Below are 20,842 nucleotides of genomic sequence, written 5' to 3' on the forward strand. Positions count from 1 at the left end.
AAATTGAGATTTGTGGAAGGAGCAGTAACATGGAGAGAATGACGAAAAATACAGATATAAAAACAATGGGAATGTTCGAATTAGCACATAATGATGTGTTTACGAAAGATGGAGCAGCGTGGTATAGAGATTACGATAATGAATTGTCATGCAGGGATCTAACAAGAAAACTATATAAAGAGAACAATATTGAACAGCAAGCAGAATTTTGGAGCGATGATGATTACTTCGATGAAGTGATGTTTGAGAATTTACAGTATGGATTTTCTACACTAGAAGGGATTATAGCAATGTTGTACATGGAGTTATGGTCAAAGTGTGATTTAAGGGAATGTCTAAGTAGATATGAAGATTTGAAACTATCACCAGATGAAATTATAGGGAAACTTACTCACAGTGAGTAAATTATGAATGTGAAGGACAACTTGAATTAAACGACTTCTTGCGATCTAAAATATCAAACGGAAAAGTAAAAGATTTAACAAACTGGATTAACAGCCAAGGAAAAACACAATATACGCAAATAGGAGAAGTGATAAGCAGAACATATGAGCAAGAAAAAGATACAAATGAATTAATAGGCAGGCTTACAAATGCAGTATCAATATATGTACTTAATCAGTCAATTGGGTATATGAAATATCTGAAAAACGAATCTGAGCTTTAGGGAGTGTGACACATGAGTAAGGAGAAAGAAGTGCTGATACACGACAGAGAGTGTACGAAGTGTAAACGGTACTGGAACTGCAAAGGGAAGATTAAAGGAACTAATTGTGTGTTCTTGGAGGAAAGGAAGGATAGAGTATGAGAGAGATTAAATACCGTGCATTTTATGACAATATGATGTTTGATGTAGCTTGTATTAATATGTATTACGGTAATGTTGTATTACTAGCAGTGAATGAAGAACAAGAGAAGTATATCAGTACAATAAATAAGAAAGCAATGATTGACTGCAATAATAGATTAAGTGTTGAAATATCTAAAGCAATTATACAGCAGTACACAGGCTTAAAGGATAAGAACGGTACTGAGATCTACGAAGGGGATATTGTTAAGTTTGAAGATGTTGGAGAAGAAGGTTATGAGTACAAAGAAGGGTTTGATTTTACAAACTATGCATCAGTTGAGTTTGATAACGGAAGATGGGAACTTAATAACTTCCTTGATAATAACAGCGGAATATTAGAAACAATGAATAGCTGTCACGAAGATTTTATAGCTGAATTTAAATCATTTGAAGTAATCGGCAACATTTACGAGAATCCATCGTTGTTAGAAGGGAGAGAGTAGCATGAGAATAGATCTACCTTGTTGTAATTTCAAAAGATGCAAGTATTACTTAGACGGTAATTGCATTGATAAAAGTAAATATGAATCATGTGAAATGAACGGAACAGAAAAATACATTAATTGGTTAGAGAATATGACTATATTACTAGCAAAGAGTTATCAAGAAACGCATGATATGTTATTAGATAAAGCAAAGAACAAAGAAACAGATGCTTATTTTTCAATGCCAACGGTAGAAGGAATTGATCTTGTATTTGCTGTAGATAAGATAAGTAAAAAAGCTAAAAACGATGGAACAATTACCGGTGAATAGTTAGAAGGATATGTTAATTGGTTAATTGAACAACATAAAGTTAGTTAGCTAAACGATGATTTCGGACGCGAAGAGTAAGTAGAACTGATAAGGGGAGTATGGGTTCTGCTTAATAACTAAAACACAACAAGGGGAGGAAAAATAATGGATAATAAGGAGACAATGATTAAAGAGATACTTTTTGATATGAGCATGAAGTTAGGATCTTGTGAGCTGCAAATACTAGAAAATGTACTAAGAATTAAATTGAGAAAGTGCAGGATTGAAGAAGAAAATACTGAACTGAGTACATATGTAGATGATAATGATTATATTATTAAGCTATTTATTGCTAATAAAAGGCTTGAAAACTTATCTCCGAAGAGTATTGAACAGTATGTGAAAGCAACAAGGAATATGTTGTGTTATATGAATAAAAACTATAAAGATATTACAACAAATGATATCAAATATTACTTAGCAATGTATCAGCAGACAAGGGGAGTAACACAGAACACATTAGCAAATATAAAGAGATTCTTAAGTGCATTTTATACCTGGGCATCAGATGAGGAATACATTGAAAAGAATCCCGTAAGGCCCATAAAGGCAATTAAGCAACAAACTAAAAAGAAAGAGTTTTTAACAAAAGAAGAAATAGTTAATATGAGAGATGCATGCAAAACATTAAGGGAGACTGCTCTATTAGATTTTCTGCTAAGTACGGGTGTTAGAGTATCGGAATTGACTTCTTTAAACATAAAAGATGTTGATTTTACTAAAGAAGAGGTTAACATTTACGCTACCAAGACAAGAGCTTATAGAACAGGATATCTGAATGAAAATGCTAAGAAACATTTATTAGATTATCTGAATAGTAGAGAAGATGATAGCGAAGCATTATTTATTTCTACACGAGAGAATAAGAGAATTAATACTCAAAGGGTCCAAAAAGAATTACAAAACATTGCGGAAAGAGCTGGTGTTACTAAGCATGTAACGGTCCATTTATTTAGAAAGACTTTTGCAACCAATCTATACAACGCAGGCTGCGATATTGTAATAATAAAAGAATTATTAGGACATGCAAATATAGCGACAACAGAAAAGCATTACGCGTCTGTAAATCAAGTGGAGATTAGAAGGGAACACATGAGATGTGCTTAGACGATAAGAGGTATATGGAGGTGATAAAATGACATTAAACAAAAGCATATTAAAACAGTATATAGACCTAAAAGATGAATTAAAAGAGGTTGAAGGTTACATACAGAAGCTTCAAGGACAAATTCAGAGAATAGAAGATGAAAGATATGTTGTTGACTCTGTAAAAGGTGGATCAGGTGGAATACAAACCTTTTTAGTAGCTGGATTTCCCTATCCAGAGTATAGCAGAAAAAAAACAAGGCTTTACATGCGTATAGAGAGACAGAAAAGGCTTGTTGATGAAATAGACAATACAATTAACGATGTTGAAGAGTACATTTCCAATATTCAAGATAGTCGTATGCGTAGGATACTTAGACATAGGTACATTGAGGATATGAACTGGATTAAGATGGCTCATGTAATGGGCGGAAAGTGTACCAGTGAAAGCTTGAGAAAAGAGCATGATAGGTTTTTAGAGAAAGAAATATAAGTTTGTCCGTTTTGTCCGTATTCGATATGTTATACTTATAATAGAGCAAGTAGAACAATACAACTATGTATTATGTTTACAGTTCTTCATTAGTATAAACCTCCCGACAAGATAGCATGTACGCAACCTCCTTGTGTATGTGCTATTTTTGTTGACATATGTTGATAATAGTAATAATATGGTATTATTAATTAAAAGGGAGGATAACTATGTATCAATTAGCAGACAGTGGTTGGGAAAAACTTGCTGATAATGTAGCAGCAAAGGTAAGAAATGATATCGACGGAACGCCAATTACAATCGATAGTACAGTACATATTGTTACAGAGGTTTTAAAAGAATATATCGATATGGCTTCTCGCCAAGAAAAAATGGACAGAAGAAGAAGAGGACTTTAGTAGTTAATTGAGATAGGCACCCTAATGGGTGCTTTTCTTTTACTCAAAACAACACGAAAGGAAGTGAGCCGATTGGCTAGGTCACCGAATGAGCAAGCAGAAAAGGCTCATGAACTATATAGACAAGGAATGATGTTAGTTGAGATTGCAAGTCAACTAAATAAACCTGTTGGAACTATTAGAAGTTGGAAGAATAGATATCAATGGGAGTGCAACGCAACGCAAGAAAAGAAACGCAACGTTGCAAAAGATAAAAAGAATAAGGCAGTAAAGAAAGAAGTCTTTGATGATGGGACTAAGGAAACTATGAGGAATGATAACCTTACCCATGAACAAAGGCTTTTTTGTATATATTACAGTAAGATATTCAATGCAACACAATCTTACATAAAAGCATATGGGTGTAGCTATGATAGTGCAAAAGCACACGGATTCGAACTGTTGCAGAACGTTGCTGTAAAAGAAGAAGTACAACGATTGCAAGAACTTAAAAGGAAACAGATAGTTAGCAGCACAGATGATCTAGTAGATTTGCATATGAGAATTGCATTCGCCGATATAGGTGATTACTTATCATTCAAGCAAGAGCAACAACAAGTAATCGGACAGTTTGGACCTGTTGAGGTAAAGGACGAATACGGAGACAAGAAACCGTTAATGCAAGATGTGAACGTGATAAGGCTTAATGATTCGCGTAATGTTGATACACAACTCATTCAAGAGGTTAAACAAGGGAGAGACGGTGTATCAATTAAGTTAGCAGATAAACAAAAGTCACTTGACTGGTTAGAAAAGTTCTTCCTAATGAATCCGATGGACAAGCACAAGATAGCGTATGATAATGCTAAGTTAGAGCTTGAACGCAAGAAGGCAGAGCCAGAGGATAAGGAAATTACAGGAACCAAGTACAATGGTATTCCTGCTACTATGATTGCGCCTGCTTTTATAAAAGTGGTACATGACATTGAAGAAAAGATGTATAACGAATATGTGTTTTCTGGTGGCCGTGCATCAACGAAATCGTGCTTTATATCATTACAGATAATAGATCTTTTAATGAAAGATGACAATATTCATGCTTGTATTTTAAGACAGGTAGCTGATACGCTTAGAACTTCTGTATATCAACAGATGATATGGGCCATATCAGCACTGGGATTGTTAGATGAATTTCATTGTACTGTAAGTCCGTTAGAAATTACACGTAAATCAACAGGGCAAAAGATATATTTCAGAGGTGCAGATGATCCTAATAAAATCAAATCAATCAAAGCACCTTTTGGATATATAGCGGTATTGTGGTTTGAAGAGTTAGACCAATTTAAAGGTAGTAATGAAGATGATGCGGAAAAGGCAGTTAGAAAGATGGAGCAGTCCGTTATTCGTGGTGGAGACAAGGCATATATATTCAAGTCATTCAATCCACCAAAAAGTGCCAGTAATTGGGCGAATAAGTACATTAAAGTACCGAATATCAAAAGGCTAGTGATTCATTCAACATATTTAGACGTACCAGCTCATTGGCTAGGAAAACCGTTCATAGAGCAAGCAGAACATTTACGGGAAGTTAACCCTATAGCTTATGAAAATGAATATATGGGTGTTGCTAATGGTACAGGTGGTAATGTTTTTGATAACGTTAATATCAGAACCATATCAGATGAAGAAATAGCAGTTATGGACCGTATGTATTTTGGAGTTGACTGGGGGTGGTATCCTGATCCATGGGCATATAACAAAATGTATTATAATGCAGCACAACATAAACTGTATATCTTAGATGAAGACAGACGTAATAAAACAAAGAACAAGGAAACAGCAAGGATACTTAAAGAAGAACATGGAATACAACAGAATGATAAAATTACTTGTGATAGTGCAGAACAAAAGTCAATAAGTGACTATAAAGAGTATGACATATTCGCAAGGGGAGCAATAAAAGGACCTGGTAGTGTTGAATACTCCATGAAATGGTTAGCGTCATTAGCAGAAATAATTATAGATAATTGTCGTACCCCTCATACAGCTACAGAGTTTTTGGATTATGAATATGATAGGGATAAAGAAGGGAACATTATTAGTGGGTACCCTGATAAGAATAACCATCAAATTGATGCTGTTAGATATGCTCTAGAGGAAATTTGGAGAAGGAGGGGACAGTAATGTTTAACGGATTAAAAGAACTGATAAGGCAGGTGATAAGTAAAATGTTTAATCGTAGCACATTAGAGAAGGAATTGGAAACAGATATAGTTACCAGTGACAAGATGGCAAATGCTATTAATCTTTGGTCGCAGATGTATGAAGATAAAGCACCGTGGCTATGCTCTACCGTATCGAGTATGAATCTAGCAGCAACAATAGCGTCCGAATATGCAAGGTTAACTACACTAGAATTAGAATCTGAAGTACAGGGAAATGATTATATTAATAATCAGTACCAAACAGTGATAGATAACATTCGGATCTACACAGAATATGCATGTGCAAAAGGTGGATTGGTATTTAAACCGTATGTGAATGGAGAAAACATCGAAGTAGACTTAACACAAGCTGATTGTTTCTTCCCTACAGCATTTAACAGCCGTGGAGAGGTAACAGGAGCAGTATTTGTTGACACTAAGACGATAGGCGAAAAGCTTTATACACGGTTAGAATATCACAATTTAACAACAGAAGGATACTACATATCGAACAAAGCTTATGTTACAAGGAATATAGAAGGCAACAACTCATTAGGAAAAGAAATCCCATTAACAGATGTTAGTGACTGGGAAGAGTTAGAGCCAGAGGTTATGATACAGAATGTAGATAAACCTTTATTTGCTTATTTCAAGATGCCTATTGCAAATACGATAGATACTACTTCACCTATTGGTGTTTCTGTATTTTCTAGGGCAACTAACGACATTAAAGAAGCTGATAAACAATATTCAAGAATCTTATGGGAATACGAAGGAAGCGAATTAGCTGTAGATGCAAGTATTGATTGTTTCAAAAAAGATGATAGAGGGAACTTTGTTCTACCTAAAGGGAAAGAAAGATTATTTAGAACAATGGAGTACGAAGCAATAAATACAAAGAGTGCATTTACTACATTCTCACCAGAAATAAGAGACGATTCGTTGTTCAATGGCCTTAACAATATACTAAAACAGATAGAATTTAAGTGCGGTCTTGCGTATGGAACTATAAGTGATCCTCAACAAGTAGATAAGACAGCAGAAGAGATCAAGATGAGCAAACAAAGGTCATATCAATCTATTACTGATACACAAAAAGCTCTTCAAAAGGCTTTGGAGCATCTAGTTTATTGCATGTCAATTATCGGTCAGCTATCAGGACTACCAACAGGTGGAAAATATGAAGTAGGTTTTAAACGGGATGACAGTATACTAATAGATGCGGAGAAAGAACGTATACAAGATAGGCAAGATATTGCTATAGGAGTTATGAGTTTAGTTGAGTATCGCGCTAAGTGGTATGGAGAAACAGAAGAAGAAGCAATAGGTAAAATACCACAGCAAGCAGATGTTGATACTGGTGGTGATGAATAATGTTCACACCCAGTGAATTAGAACGTATCCCTAAACAAATAGAACGTTACATGCGTGATTTGGAAGAAAAGATACTTATTGATGTAGTACATCGTATTAAAGTTAACAATGAAATAACATCTACTGGTGATAACTTGCTCTATAGATTGAAACAGTATGGACAATATGAGCAAGATATAAAGAAGTACATACAATCAACTCTTAAGATTACAGATGCAGAGATAGACAATATATTTAACAATGCAATTGAGGTAGGTTACACAAGAGATAAGTCGTTGTATGAAGCTACTGGTAAGCAATTTATCGAGTATAAGAACAATGCAGAATTACAACAGCTTGTATCAGCTATCAAACAGCAGACCAAGAATGAAATAAGAAACATTACACAGACAACAGGCTTTATGGTTAATATGAATGGTAAAAAGGTATATACTCCTGCATCGCAATACTTACATGATAAGCTTGATAAGGCAGCATACGAGGTACTAAGCGGTTCATTCAGTTATGATAAGTCAATTAAAGATACAATAAAAGAGCTAGCAGATGGCGGTATTCGCTCTATTGATTATTCGAATGGCAGATCAATTAACGCGGTTACTGCTGTTAGAATGTGTGTAGTAACTGGGGTTAATCAAGTAGTAGGGCATATAACACAGAGTAATGCAGAAAAGCTTGATACTGAACATTTTGAAGTATCCTGGCATGGTACTGCAAGACCAAGCCATCAACTATGGCAAGGCAAGGTATTTAATAAGAAAGAATTAGAAGAAATATGCGGGTTAGGTACTCCGGGAGGATTACTTGGAGTTAACTGTTATCATAGCTACTATCCTTTCATACTTGGTATATCTAAGCGCAGCTACACAGATGAACAGCTTGAACAGATGCAAGCAGACGAGAATACTAAAATAAAGTTTGGAGACAAGGAATACACAAAATACGAAGCTACACAGCGTATGCGTAAGATGGAATCACAGATGCGTACACAAAGAAAGACTATTAAGCTACTCAAAGAGGGTGGCGCAAGTCAAGATGATATTATTAATGCAAAGGTAGCGTATCAAGCTACCAGCCAACAATATGCAAAGTTTGCAGATAAGATGCAATTGCCGATGGAACGTCAAAGGATTTATGCTGATGGATTAGGGAGGGTGATGTAGTGGTTAAAGAATATTTTGTTATGAAATTGGCAATAGGGGCAATGCTACTAGCTTTGGTTGCATTAATCCTAATAATACGTTGTGCAATAGAGAATATACAAATCAGAATTAGAATGAAAAGGTGGAGGAAGATGCATGACGAGAATAACACCTATCAAAGAAAAGAATAAACTTGTAGGTTTTAAACTAGATGGCCATGCAAGCTTTAGAAATTGTGGTTATGACATAGTATGTGCTGCTATCTCCTGTTTATCAATCAATATGATTAACTCCTTGCAAGAGATTGCACATAAAGAGGTAGACGTTTATCAAGGAAATGGGTTTGTTGAGTATAGATTACATGACAAACCAAGTATACAAAGCAACATATTACTAGAATCTGCTAGACTAGGATATATGAGCATAGCAGAGGAGTATCCAAATAACATTGAATATAAAAGGAAGTGATTAATTTGGCTTGTAAATCAAAAGGTAAAGTAACTAAGAAAACAGGAAAGAAAAAGTAGAAAGGCGGTGATCCTTTTTATCTCGTTCAAGACGTGCGTTAACGTCTTATTTTTATGCGTTGCGATAGGCAACAGAAAGAAGGCAAGTTATGAAGAAATATATCGGAACTAAAATGTTACAAGCTACTCCTATGAGTATAGGAGATTATAACAAGTACAGAGGGTGGACTATTCCAAGCAATGAGAACCCAAACGACGAAGGATATCTTGTTGAATATGAAGATGGTTATCAATCATGGTCACCTAAGGAAGTATTTGAGAAAGCATACAAGGAATGTAACGGTATGGTATTTGGAATTGCCGTAGAATTGCTTAAGAATGGATTCAAGGTGGCAAGAGCAGGTTGGAATGGAAAAGGAATGTTCATTTATTACGTGCCAGGTGCAAGATATGAAGCATGTACAGATATTGGAGCTAGCATAGCAGACGAAGAAAATAAAGTGGCATATGAACCATACTTAGCAATTAAGAATGTAAAAGGAACAGTTTCTACATGGGTTCCTAGCATTAATGATTGCTTAGCAGAAGATTGGAATATTGTTGATTAGGTCATGGAAACATGGCTTTTTATTATGTCCGAAATGACGTTTAAACTAAATTTAACTCTTGCGGATAGAGATATAAACACCGTATCGAAGTGGAAGCCACCACATATAAAAACAAGGTCGATGAAAGGAAACTATGGAATTTTTAAAAGAAATTTTAGGAGAAGAATACCCAAAGTTTGAAGCTGCTATAAACACATATAATTCATTGCCAGATAACAAGGATAAACAAGTCAAGATTGCCAACTTAGGCGGTGGCGGATATGTGAGTATTGAAAAGTACAATACAGCAGTTACAGAGAGAGACAACAACAAAACATTGCTTGATACAGCAAATAATGCTCTTGAGCAGTTTAAGGACGTTGATGTCACAGAGTTACAAGGAGAGATTACTAAGCTTAAAAAAGATCTTTCGAGTAAAGAAACAGAGTTCAGTACAAAGTTGGCAGAGATTGAATACACAAGCGCAGTTCAAGAATATTTCAAAGGGTTTAAATTTACTTCTGAATTGGCTAAAAAGGCAGCTTTAGAAGAGTTCAAGAAGAAAGAGCTTAAGCTTGAGAATGGCCAGTTCTTGGGTGGAGACGACTTTATGAAGCAGCTAAAGGAATCTAATCCAACAGCGTTTGAAGACGAAGAAGACGAAAAGAAACCAGTGATTATCAAAGGAACGAAACAACGAAAACAAGGTGAAAAAATGACACTTTCGGAAGCTATGAAATATAAAAATGAACACCCGGAAGTTGATATCACAACATTAATTTAAGAAAGAATGAGGTAATAATATGCCAGGTATTTTTGATAGTAAGAATTTTAACAGTGAGGTGTTCATGGCCTATGCTGATAAGACACCAAATTTAAACAGAAATGAATTAATCAAATCAAAAGCAATCAGACAAAGACAGGATATTGCGTCTAAGTTTGCTGACCAAGTTGGTGGAAACTATGCTACAGTTCCTATTACAGGAAGAATTGGAGGTAAAGCACAGAATTATAATGGATCAACTGATATTGAAGCGAAGAAGTTAAAAACATTTACACAAGGACGTATAGTAGTTGGTAGAGCAGATGCATGGGTGGAAACAGATTTTGGTTACGATATTACTGGTGGAACTGACTTTTTAGCACAAGTAGCAAGCCAAGTAGGAGAATATTGGGACGATATCGACCAAGCAACACTATTAAGTGTATTAAAAGGTATCTTCTCTATGACAGGTGCAAAAAACCTAGAATTTGTTAACGGACATACGTATGATATATCGGACAAAACGGACGGTACAGGAGTATTTGGACCGGTTACTCTTAACAATGCTATTCAAAAAGCATTAGGAGACAACAAAGCGAAGTTTACATTAGCAATCATGCATTCTGCTGTTGCTACAGGACTAGAAAATCTTAATCTACTTGAGTACATGAAATACACTGATAAGGACGGAATCGAAAGATCATTACCACTTGCAACATTGAATGGTAAGTTAGTATTAGTTGACGATACTATGCCGGTAGAAGAAGTACCAAAAGTAGGAGAGGTGGAAGCTTATACTAAATACACATCTTATGTACTAGGTGATGGAGCGATCGAGTATACGGATTGTGGTGCTAAAGTTCCTTATGAAACCGACAGGGATCCTGCAAAAAATGGTGGTCAAGATACTTTATATGGTCGTCAAAGAAAGATTTTTTCTCCATATGGAATTTCTTTCACCGACAGTTCTATATTGTCACCTACAGATGCAAATCTAGAAACTGGATCTAAGTGGTCATTAGCAAACAGTAATGAGAGTGGTTCGGCTGAATATTTCCCACACAAAGCAATACCTATTGCTAGAGTAATTACTAGAGGATAAGAAAGGAGCAGTGTCATGGCAGTAACAGCATTAACTGATAGAACGTACTACGATGGCACATATAAAAGTGCAATGGGGGAATGTACAATTCCCTCAACTGCATTTGATAAGTGGTCCATCAATGCAAGTAATCTAGTGAGAATGTATACGTATGGCAACATAGATGAAACGATTGAAATATCAGAAGGTGTGCAGATGTGTGTATGCGAATTAGCAGAACATTTGTATTCATGTAATCAGCGTGATAGTGAATCTGATAGTAGCGTAGCGTCAGAAAAAGACGGTACATGGTCCGCATCGTACAAAGATAGAAAGACAGTAGAACAGGAAGATAGCATGAAGTCTGTTAGTGTTGTTAGAACATGGCTTGCGAACACTGGTCTATTGTACTGTGGGGTGTGATATGGGAAAGCAAACTGTAAAAGTTACAATATTTCATCTCGGTAAAAACGGATTTGAAAAGAATGTGTATGACAAGTGCTTCTGGGACGAGGACCAAGCAACTGCAATCAAGAAATCTGGATTAGCAAGTGTAGATAGCTTGTATATATCTATTCCTTATAGCGTTGTGCAGAATCTAGTCATTAACAAGACTAAGGACTACATAATACTTGGAGAAACTGATTTTGAGTTTGACAACACGTCACAATCTACACAATCAGCAGGAACAAGAGCGCTTATTGCTTCTCATAATACATTTATAATCAATTCATGTTCACTTAAAAATCACGGTAGTAAGCGTATGTGGCACTGGGAACTTAGTGGAAAGTAGGTGGTTATATGCGATTTGATGCACATTTAGATATGAAACCTACTGCTGAAATGCTTAAGTCGCATGGACTTGTGGAAGGTGGAGAGATACAAAAATTCGTTGATAGTGAATGCTTGCGTGTCATGTCTCATTATACTCCTATGTTATCAGGAATGATGGAAAAATCAGCTACAGCAGGTACAGTAATTGGTAGTGGCACAATAGAATATAACTCTCCTTATGCAAGGTTTCAGTACTATGGAAATGTTATGATCTATGAGCCTACTGGTAGCACATGGGCACCGCTTGGTGGTAAGAAAGTGGTTACAGATAGAAACTTAGTCCACAACACATCTAGACACCCAAAAGCAGGTCCATTTTGGTTCGATAGGGCAATGCAAGACCACAAGGAAGAAATACTTCAAGGTGCGCAAGAAATAGCGAGTAGGGGGTAGCAAATGAATGTAATAGAAGTAATGAGACAAGTGTTAACTGATTACCCTAATATATCGGATTTCATTAGTGACGAAGTACACATTGATTTCAACGAGGAAGAAGACCATAATTACGGCCTTTCCTCTACAAACGATAGCTTGCTTAAGAAAGACATATTAGGCAATCAAACGCGAACTAACAACATGGTACTGTATGCAACAAATCAGTCAACTAATGACTATGACAGATTGCAGAACAGTACTTTTTTATTGGATTTAGGTTACTATCTTGAAACAGTAAAAGGACAAGAGGTAGCAGCAACTATAAATGGAGTTGATATGATTGGCCATATTCAGTCTGTTTCTATTGCCAATGCTATGGCATGGGGGAAAAGCGAAAATGGACAGCTTATTACGTATCAATTACAAATAAAAGTAAATTACACGTTAGAAAGTGAGGAATAGATAGTATGAAAAAAATGAATTTACAAGTATTCGCTGAACCTGTTATGGAAGCTAACGCGAAATTTGAACGTCAATGGCTACTACATTATATTGATAGCTCATTCGGTGGTTCGTCAGCTGCTTATGTCAAAATCGGTAAGGATCTAGAAGAATATGCTGTTGAGATGAATCCAGACAGTGAAACAGTAAAAAATATCTGGGGAGAAACATCTATTACAGTAAAAGGGTATGAACCACAGGGAAGTGTTGAAACTTACTATGCTAGAAAAGGTGATGCTCTTTACGAAAGACTTTCTGATATCATCAACAAAAGAAGTACTGGATCATCATTAGAAACCACAGTGGTAGATATTTTAGTGGAATCTGATGGTACACAAGTATGGGCATACAAAGAGAATGTAATTGTAATTCCTCAATCAATCGGTGGTGATGTAGGCGGAGTAAATATTCCATTTGAAATTCACTATAACGGTGGTCGTGTGTCTGGAACATGGGATAAAACTACTAAGACATTCACAGTAGGAAGCGGAGAATAACAACAGTAAGGGCACTCTTAGTAGGGTGTCCTTTATTTTAAGGAGGAATTTAAATGGCAAGATTAAAAATTGACACAGGTTCTAAATCCTATGAAATCGAGGACGAAAACGGTAAGTTGCTAGGAACAATAATTATTTATCCTAGTGATCTTAACCTTGGGAAACGATTGAAAGATGGAGAAAAGAATATCAATGCATTAGTGGAATCAGCTGAAATAATTGCTAACGATGAATCGAAGAGTGAAGAAGATAAAGCTAATGATATTTATGAGCTTGATTGCAAAATTAAGGAACAATTAGACTATATGTTTAACAGCAATGTGTCAGAAGTTGTTTTCAAGGCCCTAAACTGCTTGGATCTGAACAACGGAAAGTATTTTATCGAGCGATTTCTTGAAATGATTATTCCAATTATTACAAAGGAATTAGAATCAACTGCAAAAGCATCTAAAAACCGCATTGATAAGTATTCTTCACAAGCATCTAAGCGCCGATGATAGGAAGATTACATAAAACACTTGAAGTAGGTGGAATGGAGCTAGATATCAGGACAGATTACAGAGACTGCTTACTAATACTGCAAGTGTTTGATGATGCAGAAATGAGCATTGAAGAAAAATACGAAGCAATGCTTGAAATAATGTATTATGATCGCGAATTAATAAAGGATGAAGATGCACAAGAAGCGGTTGAAAAGGCTATATGGTTTTTGAATTGCGGAGACAGATTAGAAGATAGTAAGAAATCATTAATAAGGCTGTACGACTGGGAACAAGATGAACAAATTATATTTAGTGCAGTTAATAAGGTTGCAGGCAAAGAGGTCCGAGAATGTGATTACGTACATTTTTGGACTTTTATTTCGTACTTCTACGAGATAGGAGAAGGACTTTTTTCTACAGTTATGAATATTCGCAGTAAGAAGAATAAAAAAAAGAAACTAGAAAAGCATGAGCAAGAATTCTTTAACGAGAATAGATCTATCTGTGAGCTACAGAAGAAGTACACAGTAGAGCAACAAGGAGAAATAGATTTTATCAACTCACTATACACGTAAGGAGGTGAGAGAATAGATGGCAGATGGAACTCTTAAGTTTGACACAAAAGTAGATGAAGGCGGCTTCGTTGAAGGTGTACAGAAAATGTCTAGTAAGCAGATAAGTCTTACAAACAACATTAAAAAGACACAGTCCGAGATGAGCAAGCTAGAAAAATCTATGAAGGATATGCAGAATACTAAAGTTCCTACCCAAGAATATCAAGAGATTCAAAAACAGATATCCCAAGCTGAATCGCAACTTAATAAGTATTTGGCTACAGAAGATAGACTTAAAGCGTTAGGAGGAATTGATGAAAGTAGTAAGTCATGGAAAAACTTACAATACAATATCAATGAAGCAAGAAATACACTAAATGCAGCTAAGGCAGACATGGCAAGTTTGAAATCAGGTGGGGGAGATTTTACACAAGGAACTGATACTTCTAAGCTTGATGCGATGCAAGCTAAGTACAATGCATTAACTGGTAAACTTAGCGAATATGAAGCTAAACTGGCAGAGGTACAAGCAAAGGAAAACGCTGCAAATGCAAAGCAGTTAAATACACAGGGTTCAGTGCAGCAATTAGAAAAATTAGATGCAGAGCAGACAAAGGCAGGAACAACAACCAGTAGGTTAAGTGCATTATTTAAGCGGTTACAACAAGCTTGTAATACTGCAAGTAACGGACTTCGGAAAGTTGGAACTGTGGCTAAGACAATTGGTAGTGCGTTTGGAATGATAGTAAAAGGTGTTGGCAAAGCAGCAAGTGCTGTTGGTCGTGGAGCCAAAACAATGCTTGCAAAACTTAACCCATTAAACGGTATCAAGAGTATGTTTAGTGGCATGATGGGACGAATGATGCTGATGTCGGTTGGTTTCATGGCTTTATCAAAAGGACTACAAGCGTTAGGTACTGGATTCTCAAATATAGTGCGAACAAGTCCTCAATTATCTGCAAACCTAGCACAGATTAAGGGCAATTTATATACAGCGTTTCAACCAATTCTAGAAGCCTGTTTACCTGCCTTAAATGCATTATTCAGTGTTCTTGTCAAGGTTACTGCAGCACTAGCTCAATTCTTAAGCATGCTATTTGGAAAGAGCGTAAAAGCAAGTCAAGCAGCTGCTAAGTCTCAATACGATCAAGCGGCAGCATTGGACAAGACAGCAGGTAGTGCAAAGAAAGCCAAAAAGGCTTTAAAAGGGTTGGCAGACTTTGACGAACTCCATAATTCCTCTAGTGCAGATGATTCATCGTCTGGTGGTGGAGGTGGTGGCGCAGGTGATACAGCTATTAAGCCAGACTTTACAACTCCGATAGATGAAAGCGGTGGAGTATCTGAATTTGTAGAAGCACTTAAGAAAGCGTGGAAAGAATCTGACTTTACTGAAATAGGAATGATAATTGGTGAGAAGCTAAACAGTGCTATGGAATCTATTCCGTGGGGTAACATACAAGCTACATGTAATAAAGTTGCGAAAAGCCTTGCCACATTCCTAAATGGTGCTATTTACGGTCTTGATTGGACATTGGTAGGTTCTACATTGGGTAATGGAATTAACACGGCTATTTACTTCGCACAGACGTTCGTAGATACATTTGACTGGGGAGCATTTGGTACAGGTATCGGAACTGGTATTGATTCAGCCTTTAGAACAATAGACTGGAACGCTTTAGCCTTAACGATGGGAACTGGTGTTAATGGAATATTCATGACACTAGATAATGCAGTAAAAGCTATTGATTTTACCAACATGGGGACTACAATTGCACAATCTCTTAACACTCTTATAGGTACAATAGATTGGATTGCTATCGGTACAGCTCTCTCAAACGGTTTAAACGGAGCAATAAATCTTCTTTATGGTTTTGTTACAACCTTTGATTTTAGCGGACTAGGTACTGCAATTGGTAGCGGAATAAATAGAATCTTAACTAACACTGACTGGAAGAAACTTGGAATGGATCTATCAGGCCTTGCAGTAGGTATACTCGATTCTCTTACATCTGCTATTAAGGCGGTTGACTGGGCAGCACTTGGTGGTGACATTGTAGACTTAATCAGTGGTATTAACTGGGGTAAAGTTATTACTGGTATTGTAGATGCCCTTGTAGCCGCTGTAAATGGAGCTATATCATTGATATTTGGAATAGGTGCACAGATAGGTAAGAATATCATCGAAGGTTTGCAGAACGGTATTTCACTAAGTGATATTATAAAGAATGCTTTTAATTGGGTAAAGAAACATATCGTAGATCCTATTGTAGATAACATAAAAAAACTATTAGGTATTCACTCTCCATCAACCGTTTTCACTGAAATCGGTGGCTACCTAATGCAAGGTATGATTAATGGTATAACAGCACTAATCGAAACTGTAAAAACGCACTTTAAGAACCTAGTTACTAATATAAAGAACTTCTTTACTTCACTTCCAGAGTGGTTCAGTACGAAGTTTACATCTGTAATGACAAGTATTAAAAATGCGTTTACGTTGGAAAATATTAAGACATATTTTTCTGGTATCTGTAAAGGTGTAAAAGATGCGTTCAGCGGCATATCAAACTGGTTTAAAACAATCTTTACAGAAGCGTGGACAAATGTTAAGAATGTATTCTCCAAAGGTGGAAAAATATTTGACGGTATTAAAGATGGAATATTAAGTGGATTGAAAGCTGTAATTAACGGTCTTATTGGCGGTATTAACAAGGTTATAGCAGTGCCATTCAAAGGATTAAACAGTGCCTTGAGTAAAATTAAGAATACTAATATAGCAGGATTTAAGCCATTTTCATGGGTAAGTGAGATTTCTGTACCTAAAATACCTGCACTTGCAACTGGTACCGTTGTTCCTGCTAACTACGGAAACTTCTTAGCAACATTAGGTGATAACAAGAGAGCACCCGAGGTTGTATCCCCTATTCCTACAATGAAACAAGCTTTTAAAGAAGCAATAATGGAGATGGGTGGAGTAGGAAACAACGGAAGTCCAATCCAATTAGAAATAATAATTGGTGGTAAAACAATTATGAAGGAAGTTATATCAGAAAATAACGAGAACGCTAAAGCTGGTAAAATGTCTTTTCAACTAGCATAGAAAGGGGATAGTATATGGCATTTGAAGGTTGGGTAATAAAAAATGGTAGTACTGTCCTCAACAATGACTTGCTAGCAGAGAAAGGCTATAAAAGTAATCCTGATCAGCAAACAGACGAGGATAGTTACACAGATGGAAACGGGAAACTTCATCGTAATATATTAAGTCATTTACGGTCAAAGATTTGGTTGAGCACGAATGAACTATCTGTAGCAGAGAAATTACATATTCAGACTGTTTTACCAAGTCGTAGACTAGTCACGTTAACATATTGGAACGATGAAAGAGAAGCGTATTTAAGTGGTGATTTCTACGTACCAGATATAGATTGGGTAATGCAGGAGATAGATAAAAAAACGTTTTCTCGTACCTATGAACCTATTAGTGTGACTTTGATTGAATATTAGAGGAGGAAGATAATTGTTAGATATTTCAACAGAATTAAAAGATTTATACAAGACCGATTATCTTCCTTATCGGTCAGAGCCAGTACAGAAAGACTTGAAATTCACGTTCATGGATCCGGAACTAATAATTGAGAATGAGCAAGTAGTTGCAGGTAGTTTCGACTTGCAAGAATCTCTTAACTCATCGGAGAATTTGGTATTTGGTTCGTGCGAAGCTGCTTGTTTAAAAGTCAAATTCGCAGACATAACAGAAGATATAAACGGTAAGACATTCGCACTGACACAGACAGTAAACGGTACAGAAATCAAGCTAGGGACCTTTACAGTAGATAGCGCAATAGAACAGGATAGCAGAAGATTCTTAGAAGTTACAGCGTATGACAACATGAGGAAGTTTGATAAAGATGTAGTTGAATGGTATGAATCACTGACATTCCCACTTACTCTTAAGGCAATGAGAGAATCACTTTGTACACATTGCGGTGTGGAATATGTTGATAGTGGCCTACCTAATGATGGAATGACTGTAACAAAGACGATAAGTAGTAATACTTTAAATGGTTTAGAGGTTCTTAGAAGTCTAGAACAGATAAACGGAGCGTTTGGGCACATTGGACGTGATGGAAAGCTACAACATAAGGTGCTAAGTAAAACGGTAGTTGATGATACAATCCCAAGCGGTTCATACAAGAAATTGAAGTACGAGAAGTACAGTACGAAGCCTATTGACAAGCTACAGATCAACCAAGAAGATGGCGACGTCGGTGCAATAGTTGGTACTGGTTCTAACTGCTACAAAATACAAGATAACTTCCTTGTGTATGGAAAATCAGCTAGTGCATTGCAAACTATAGCCGATAATGCTGCTATAAACATACTAGGTATAACATATGTACCTTACACTTGTGAAATGCTTGGATTACCTTATTTAGAGGTTGGAGATGGGGTTACTTATGGTACGGCCATAACATCGTATATTTTGAGTAGAAACCTTAAGGGAATACAATCTATTTCCGACGCTATCGAGACTAAAGGTAATGAGGAAATAGTGCAGGTAATATCACTTAATGCCGAGGTTAAGCAGTTAAGGGGTAAGACAAACAAGCTGACAAGAGACGTAGAGAGTATGGAGAGCGAAATATCAGAGTTCGATAGGCAGATCAATGTGCTGTTACCTGGTCCGTGGTATCCAGACGGTAGCTTATTACCTTGCAAAAACAACATGACTAATCTTGAATATGAGATTAACAGTAAGATCACACAGACTGCTAAAGAGATTACTACAGAAGTAAACAATGTAAGCGAACAGCTTAACACAAAGATCGCTCAGACTGATACTTCTATAACAGCACAGGTTAATAACCTATCAGCGAATATGAGTGCACAGTTTGCTATTACCGATTCTGAAATATCAACAAAGGTTGATAAGAACGGTGTTATATCTTCTATTAACCAGACCGCAGAAAGTATAACAATAAGTGCTAACAAGATAAACTTCAATGGTGTAATAAGCGCAAATGGGAACTTCAAAGTAACGACGAACGGCGATTTAGAAGCAACAAGTGCAAAGTTAAATAATGCATATTTTACAAATGGTGTTTATTATGAGTATAGCGGTTTGAGATTCCCTATATTTGAGGTCCCATCACAAGGCACATTGCAAATAGCTAATAGTTCAACACATTGTAAGTTTATGGGTTCAATAGAAGCAAGAAATGCAGTATTTACAAATTTATCGGTAAATGGTAGTAGTGTACTTACTTCATCTGCTTATGCAACAGATTTAAGGGTAAGCCTTTCTACAAGTCCTACATATCCAGGTACATATTACTTGTCTTTCTATAATACAAGTGGTGATGAAAATGTGCCTACTATGGGGTGGGTAAAAGCTAGGCAGGCATCAGATAAACGTCTTAAAAAGAATATCAAACCACTTGATGTAGAAAAAGAGTATATGAATCTAAATCCTGTTCAGTACAAATTTAAAAAGAATACAAACAATAATAAGGTACATTTTGGTTTTGTTGCACAAGAAATAGCAGAATCATATGACGAAGATAAATATAACATAGTTGAATATGATACAGAAATAGTTACAGAAGGTGAACGTAAATATGTTAAAGACGGAGTTTATCGAATCAACTATGAAGATATGCACGCTATGCATGTGATGATGATTAAGAAACTCTATAAGAAAATCAGTGATTTGGAGGAAATTATATGCACATTGGTATGAACTATGCGGTAGCGAAATTAAAAAATGGAATAATTAATCTGATTAGTGAGTGTGAATTACCTCCAACTGTTGTATCAATTATTATGGGGGAAATAAAAGGAGATGTTGATATTCAAGCTAATTTAGCTATTTCAAAAGAGGAAAAAGAAGCAAAGGAGAGTGAACAAGATGGCGAAAAGATACGCAAGGCTTAACTGGAATAGTACCACTACTTATGTAAGTGCTGAAAATCTAAATAGAATGGATAAAGGTATAGACGATTGTGACAATGCGATTGAGACATTAAATGATGGATTAAATACGGTAAATAATAATTTACTAAATAAAAGTAAATTTAATTCTGCTAATTATTCTTATGTGTATTTGATTGGCGCATGTAGAACGAGTGGAAAGTGTGAATGTGTATTTTCATTCCCATTAACATATAGCACAAAACCAACTGTTACTGTCACTAGAAGCTTGGGTTTTTATGACAGAACGTATGGTAATGTACCAGTTACAATTGTTGTAACAGAAGTTGGATCTGTCATATTTGAAGTAACCCACTCTAGCTATATTGCTGGATCGTTATATTCGATAGGAGCATGGTTTAGCGTTGACGGAACAATAGTATAATGGTTTAATAAATAGCTATTTA

26 protein-coding genes are annotated in these 20,842 nt (G+C 36.1%); all 26 read left to right on the plus strand.

Going from position 1 to position 20,842, the window contains the following annotated elements; all coding sequences use genetic code 11:
* Window positions 1–404, plus strand: a 404-nt coding sequence (locus BUB90_RS22325) for a hypothetical protein (RefSeq protein ID WP_207650265.1), incomplete at its 5' end; no start/stop codon positions are given.
* A gap of 400 nt (window positions 405–804) precedes the next feature.
* Window positions 805–1,293 carry a YopX family protein gene (locus BUB90_RS22335; RefSeq protein ID WP_073291748.1) on the plus strand — a complete coding sequence of 163 codons (489 nt, stop codon included), beginning with the start codon at window positions 805–807 and terminating at the stop codon, window positions 1,291–1,293.
* Window position 1,294: 1 nt separating this feature from the next.
* The gene (locus tag BUB90_RS22340) at window positions 1,295–1,606 is read left to right on the plus strand and encodes a hypothetical protein (RefSeq protein ID WP_073291750.1); all 312 of its coding nucleotides are present in this window, start codon (window positions 1,295–1,297) and stop codon (window positions 1,604–1,606) included.
* A gap of 144 nt (window positions 1,607–1,750) precedes the next feature.
* Window positions 1,751–2,752 (plus strand): site-specific tyrosine recombinase/integron integrase, encoded by a 1,002-nt coding sequence (xerA, locus tag BUB90_RS22345; protein ID WP_073291752.1) that lies wholly within the window; start codon window positions 1,751–1,753, stop codon window positions 2,750–2,752.
* A 28-nt stretch (window positions 2,753–2,780) separates the two neighbouring features.
* Window positions 2,781–3,224, plus strand: a complete 444-nt coding sequence (locus BUB90_RS22350) for a hypothetical protein (RefSeq protein WP_073291754.1) — start codon at window positions 2,781–2,783, stop codon at window positions 3,222–3,224.
* A 209-nt stretch (window positions 3,225–3,433) separates the two neighbouring features.
* Window positions 3,434–3,622: a hypothetical protein gene (locus BUB90_RS22355; protein WP_073291755.1), complete on the plus strand. Its 189-nt coding sequence runs from the start codon at window positions 3,434–3,436 to the stop codon at window positions 3,620–3,622.
* A 63-nt stretch (window positions 3,623–3,685) separates the two neighbouring features.
* A complete protein-coding gene (locus tag BUB90_RS22360; RefSeq protein ID WP_242952592.1) occupies window positions 3,686–5,785 on the plus strand; it encodes a PBSX family phage terminase large subunit in 2,100 nt (699 codons plus the stop codon).
* Complete coding sequence (locus tag BUB90_RS22365) at window positions 5,785–7,179, plus strand: phage portal protein (RefSeq protein WP_073291757.1); 1,395 nt, start codon at window positions 5,785–5,787, stop codon at window positions 7,177–7,179. The genes BUB90_RS22360 and BUB90_RS22365 overlap by 1 nt, the downstream gene beginning before the upstream one ends.
* Entirely contained in the window at window positions 7,179–8,339 is a 1,161-nt protein-coding gene (locus BUB90_RS22370) for a phage minor capsid protein (protein WP_073291759.1), read from the plus strand. Before BUB90_RS22365 ends, BUB90_RS22370 begins: the two co-directional genes overlap by 1 nt.
* Window positions 8,339–8,509, plus strand: coding sequence for a hypothetical protein (locus tag BUB90_RS23755; RefSeq protein ID WP_170865570.1), 171 nt, complete (start codon window positions 8,339–8,341; stop codon window positions 8,507–8,509). Before BUB90_RS22370 ends, BUB90_RS23755 begins: the two co-directional genes overlap by 1 nt.
* The gene (locus BUB90_RS22375; RefSeq protein ID WP_073291762.1) at window positions 8,475–8,786 is read left to right on the plus strand and encodes a ribosomal-processing cysteine protease Prp; all 312 of its coding nucleotides are present in this window, start codon (window positions 8,475–8,477) and stop codon (window positions 8,784–8,786) included. The genes BUB90_RS23755 and BUB90_RS22375 overlap by 35 nt, the downstream gene beginning before the upstream one ends.
* Window positions 8,787–8,934: 148 nt before the next feature.
* Window positions 8,935–9,393 carry a DUF2829 domain-containing protein gene (locus BUB90_RS22380; RefSeq protein WP_073291764.1) on the plus strand — a complete coding sequence of 153 codons (459 nt, stop codon included), beginning with the start codon at window positions 8,935–8,937 and terminating at the stop codon, window positions 9,391–9,393.
* Between the two features lie 133 nt (window positions 9,394–9,526).
* The gene (locus BUB90_RS22385) at window positions 9,527–10,156 is read left to right on the plus strand and encodes a phage scaffolding protein (RefSeq protein ID WP_073291767.1); all 630 of its coding nucleotides are present in this window, start codon (window positions 9,527–9,529) and stop codon (window positions 10,154–10,156) included.
* Window positions 10,157–10,175: 19 nt separating this feature from the next.
* Window positions 10,176–11,237 carry a phage coat protein gene (locus BUB90_RS22390; RefSeq protein ID WP_073291769.1) on the plus strand — a complete coding sequence of 354 codons (1,062 nt, stop codon included), beginning with the start codon at window positions 10,176–10,178 and terminating at the stop codon, window positions 11,235–11,237.
* A gap of 15 nt (window positions 11,238–11,252) precedes the next feature.
* A complete protein-coding gene (locus tag BUB90_RS22395) occupies window positions 11,253–11,639 on the plus strand; it encodes a head-tail connector protein (RefSeq protein ID WP_073291771.1) in 387 nt (128 codons plus the stop codon).
* A 1-nt stretch (window position 11,640) separates the two neighbouring features.
* On the plus strand, window positions 11,641–12,009 hold the full coding sequence (locus BUB90_RS22400) for a hypothetical protein (RefSeq protein ID WP_073291773.1): 369 nt from the start codon (window positions 11,641–11,643) through the stop codon (window positions 12,007–12,009).
* Between the two features lie 8 nt (window positions 12,010–12,017).
* Window positions 12,018–12,443, plus strand: coding sequence for a minor capsid protein (locus tag BUB90_RS22405; RefSeq protein ID WP_073291776.1), 426 nt, complete (start codon window positions 12,018–12,020; stop codon window positions 12,441–12,443).
* Between the two features lie 3 nt (window positions 12,444–12,446).
* Window positions 12,447–12,887: a hypothetical protein gene (locus tag BUB90_RS22410; protein WP_073291778.1), complete on the plus strand. Its 441-nt coding sequence runs from the start codon at window positions 12,447–12,449 to the stop codon at window positions 12,885–12,887.
* 5 nt (window positions 12,888–12,892) lie between these two features.
* Window positions 12,893–13,423 (plus strand): hypothetical protein, encoded by a 531-nt coding sequence (locus BUB90_RS22415; protein ID WP_073291780.1) that lies wholly within the window; start codon window positions 12,893–12,895, stop codon window positions 13,421–13,423.
* 53 nt (window positions 13,424–13,476) lie between these two features.
* The gene (locus tag BUB90_RS22420; protein WP_073291782.1) at window positions 13,477–13,920 is read left to right on the plus strand and encodes a hypothetical protein; all 444 of its coding nucleotides are present in this window, start codon (window positions 13,477–13,479) and stop codon (window positions 13,918–13,920) included.
* Complete coding sequence (locus tag BUB90_RS22425) at window positions 13,917–14,480, plus strand: Gp15 family bacteriophage protein (protein ID WP_073291784.1); 564 nt, start codon at window positions 13,917–13,919, stop codon at window positions 14,478–14,480. Before BUB90_RS22420 ends, BUB90_RS22425 begins: the two co-directional genes overlap by 4 nt.
* Before the next feature lie 16 nt (window positions 14,481–14,496).
* A complete protein-coding gene (locus BUB90_RS22430; protein ID WP_073291786.1) occupies window positions 14,497–17,562 on the plus strand; it encodes a phage tail protein in 3,066 nt (1,021 codons plus the stop codon).
* Between the two features lie 14 nt (window positions 17,563–17,576).
* A complete protein-coding gene (locus BUB90_RS22435; RefSeq protein WP_073291789.1) occupies window positions 17,577–17,969 on the plus strand; it encodes a DUF6711 family protein in 393 nt (130 codons plus the stop codon).
* Window positions 17,970–17,982: 13 nt separating this feature from the next.
* Window positions 17,983–20,205 (plus strand): tail fiber domain-containing protein, encoded by a 2,223-nt coding sequence (locus BUB90_RS22440; protein WP_073291791.1) that lies wholly within the window; start codon window positions 17,983–17,985, stop codon window positions 20,203–20,205.
* Window positions 20,190–20,399 (plus strand): hypothetical protein, encoded by a 210-nt coding sequence (locus BUB90_RS22445; protein ID WP_073291793.1) that lies wholly within the window; start codon window positions 20,190–20,192, stop codon window positions 20,397–20,399. The genes BUB90_RS22440 and BUB90_RS22445 overlap by 16 nt, the downstream gene beginning before the upstream one ends.
* Window positions 20,374–20,820, plus strand: a complete 447-nt coding sequence (locus BUB90_RS22450; RefSeq protein WP_073291795.1) for a hypothetical protein — start codon at window positions 20,374–20,376, stop codon at window positions 20,818–20,820. The genes BUB90_RS22445 and BUB90_RS22450 overlap by 26 nt, the downstream gene beginning before the upstream one ends.
* Window positions 20,821–20,842: the final 22 nt, after the last annotated feature.

It is taken from the genome of Anaerosporobacter mobilis DSM 15930 (assembly GCF_900142955.1).
GTDB lineage: Bacteria > Bacillota > Clostridia > Lachnospirales > Lachnospiraceae > Anaerosporobacter > Anaerosporobacter mobilis.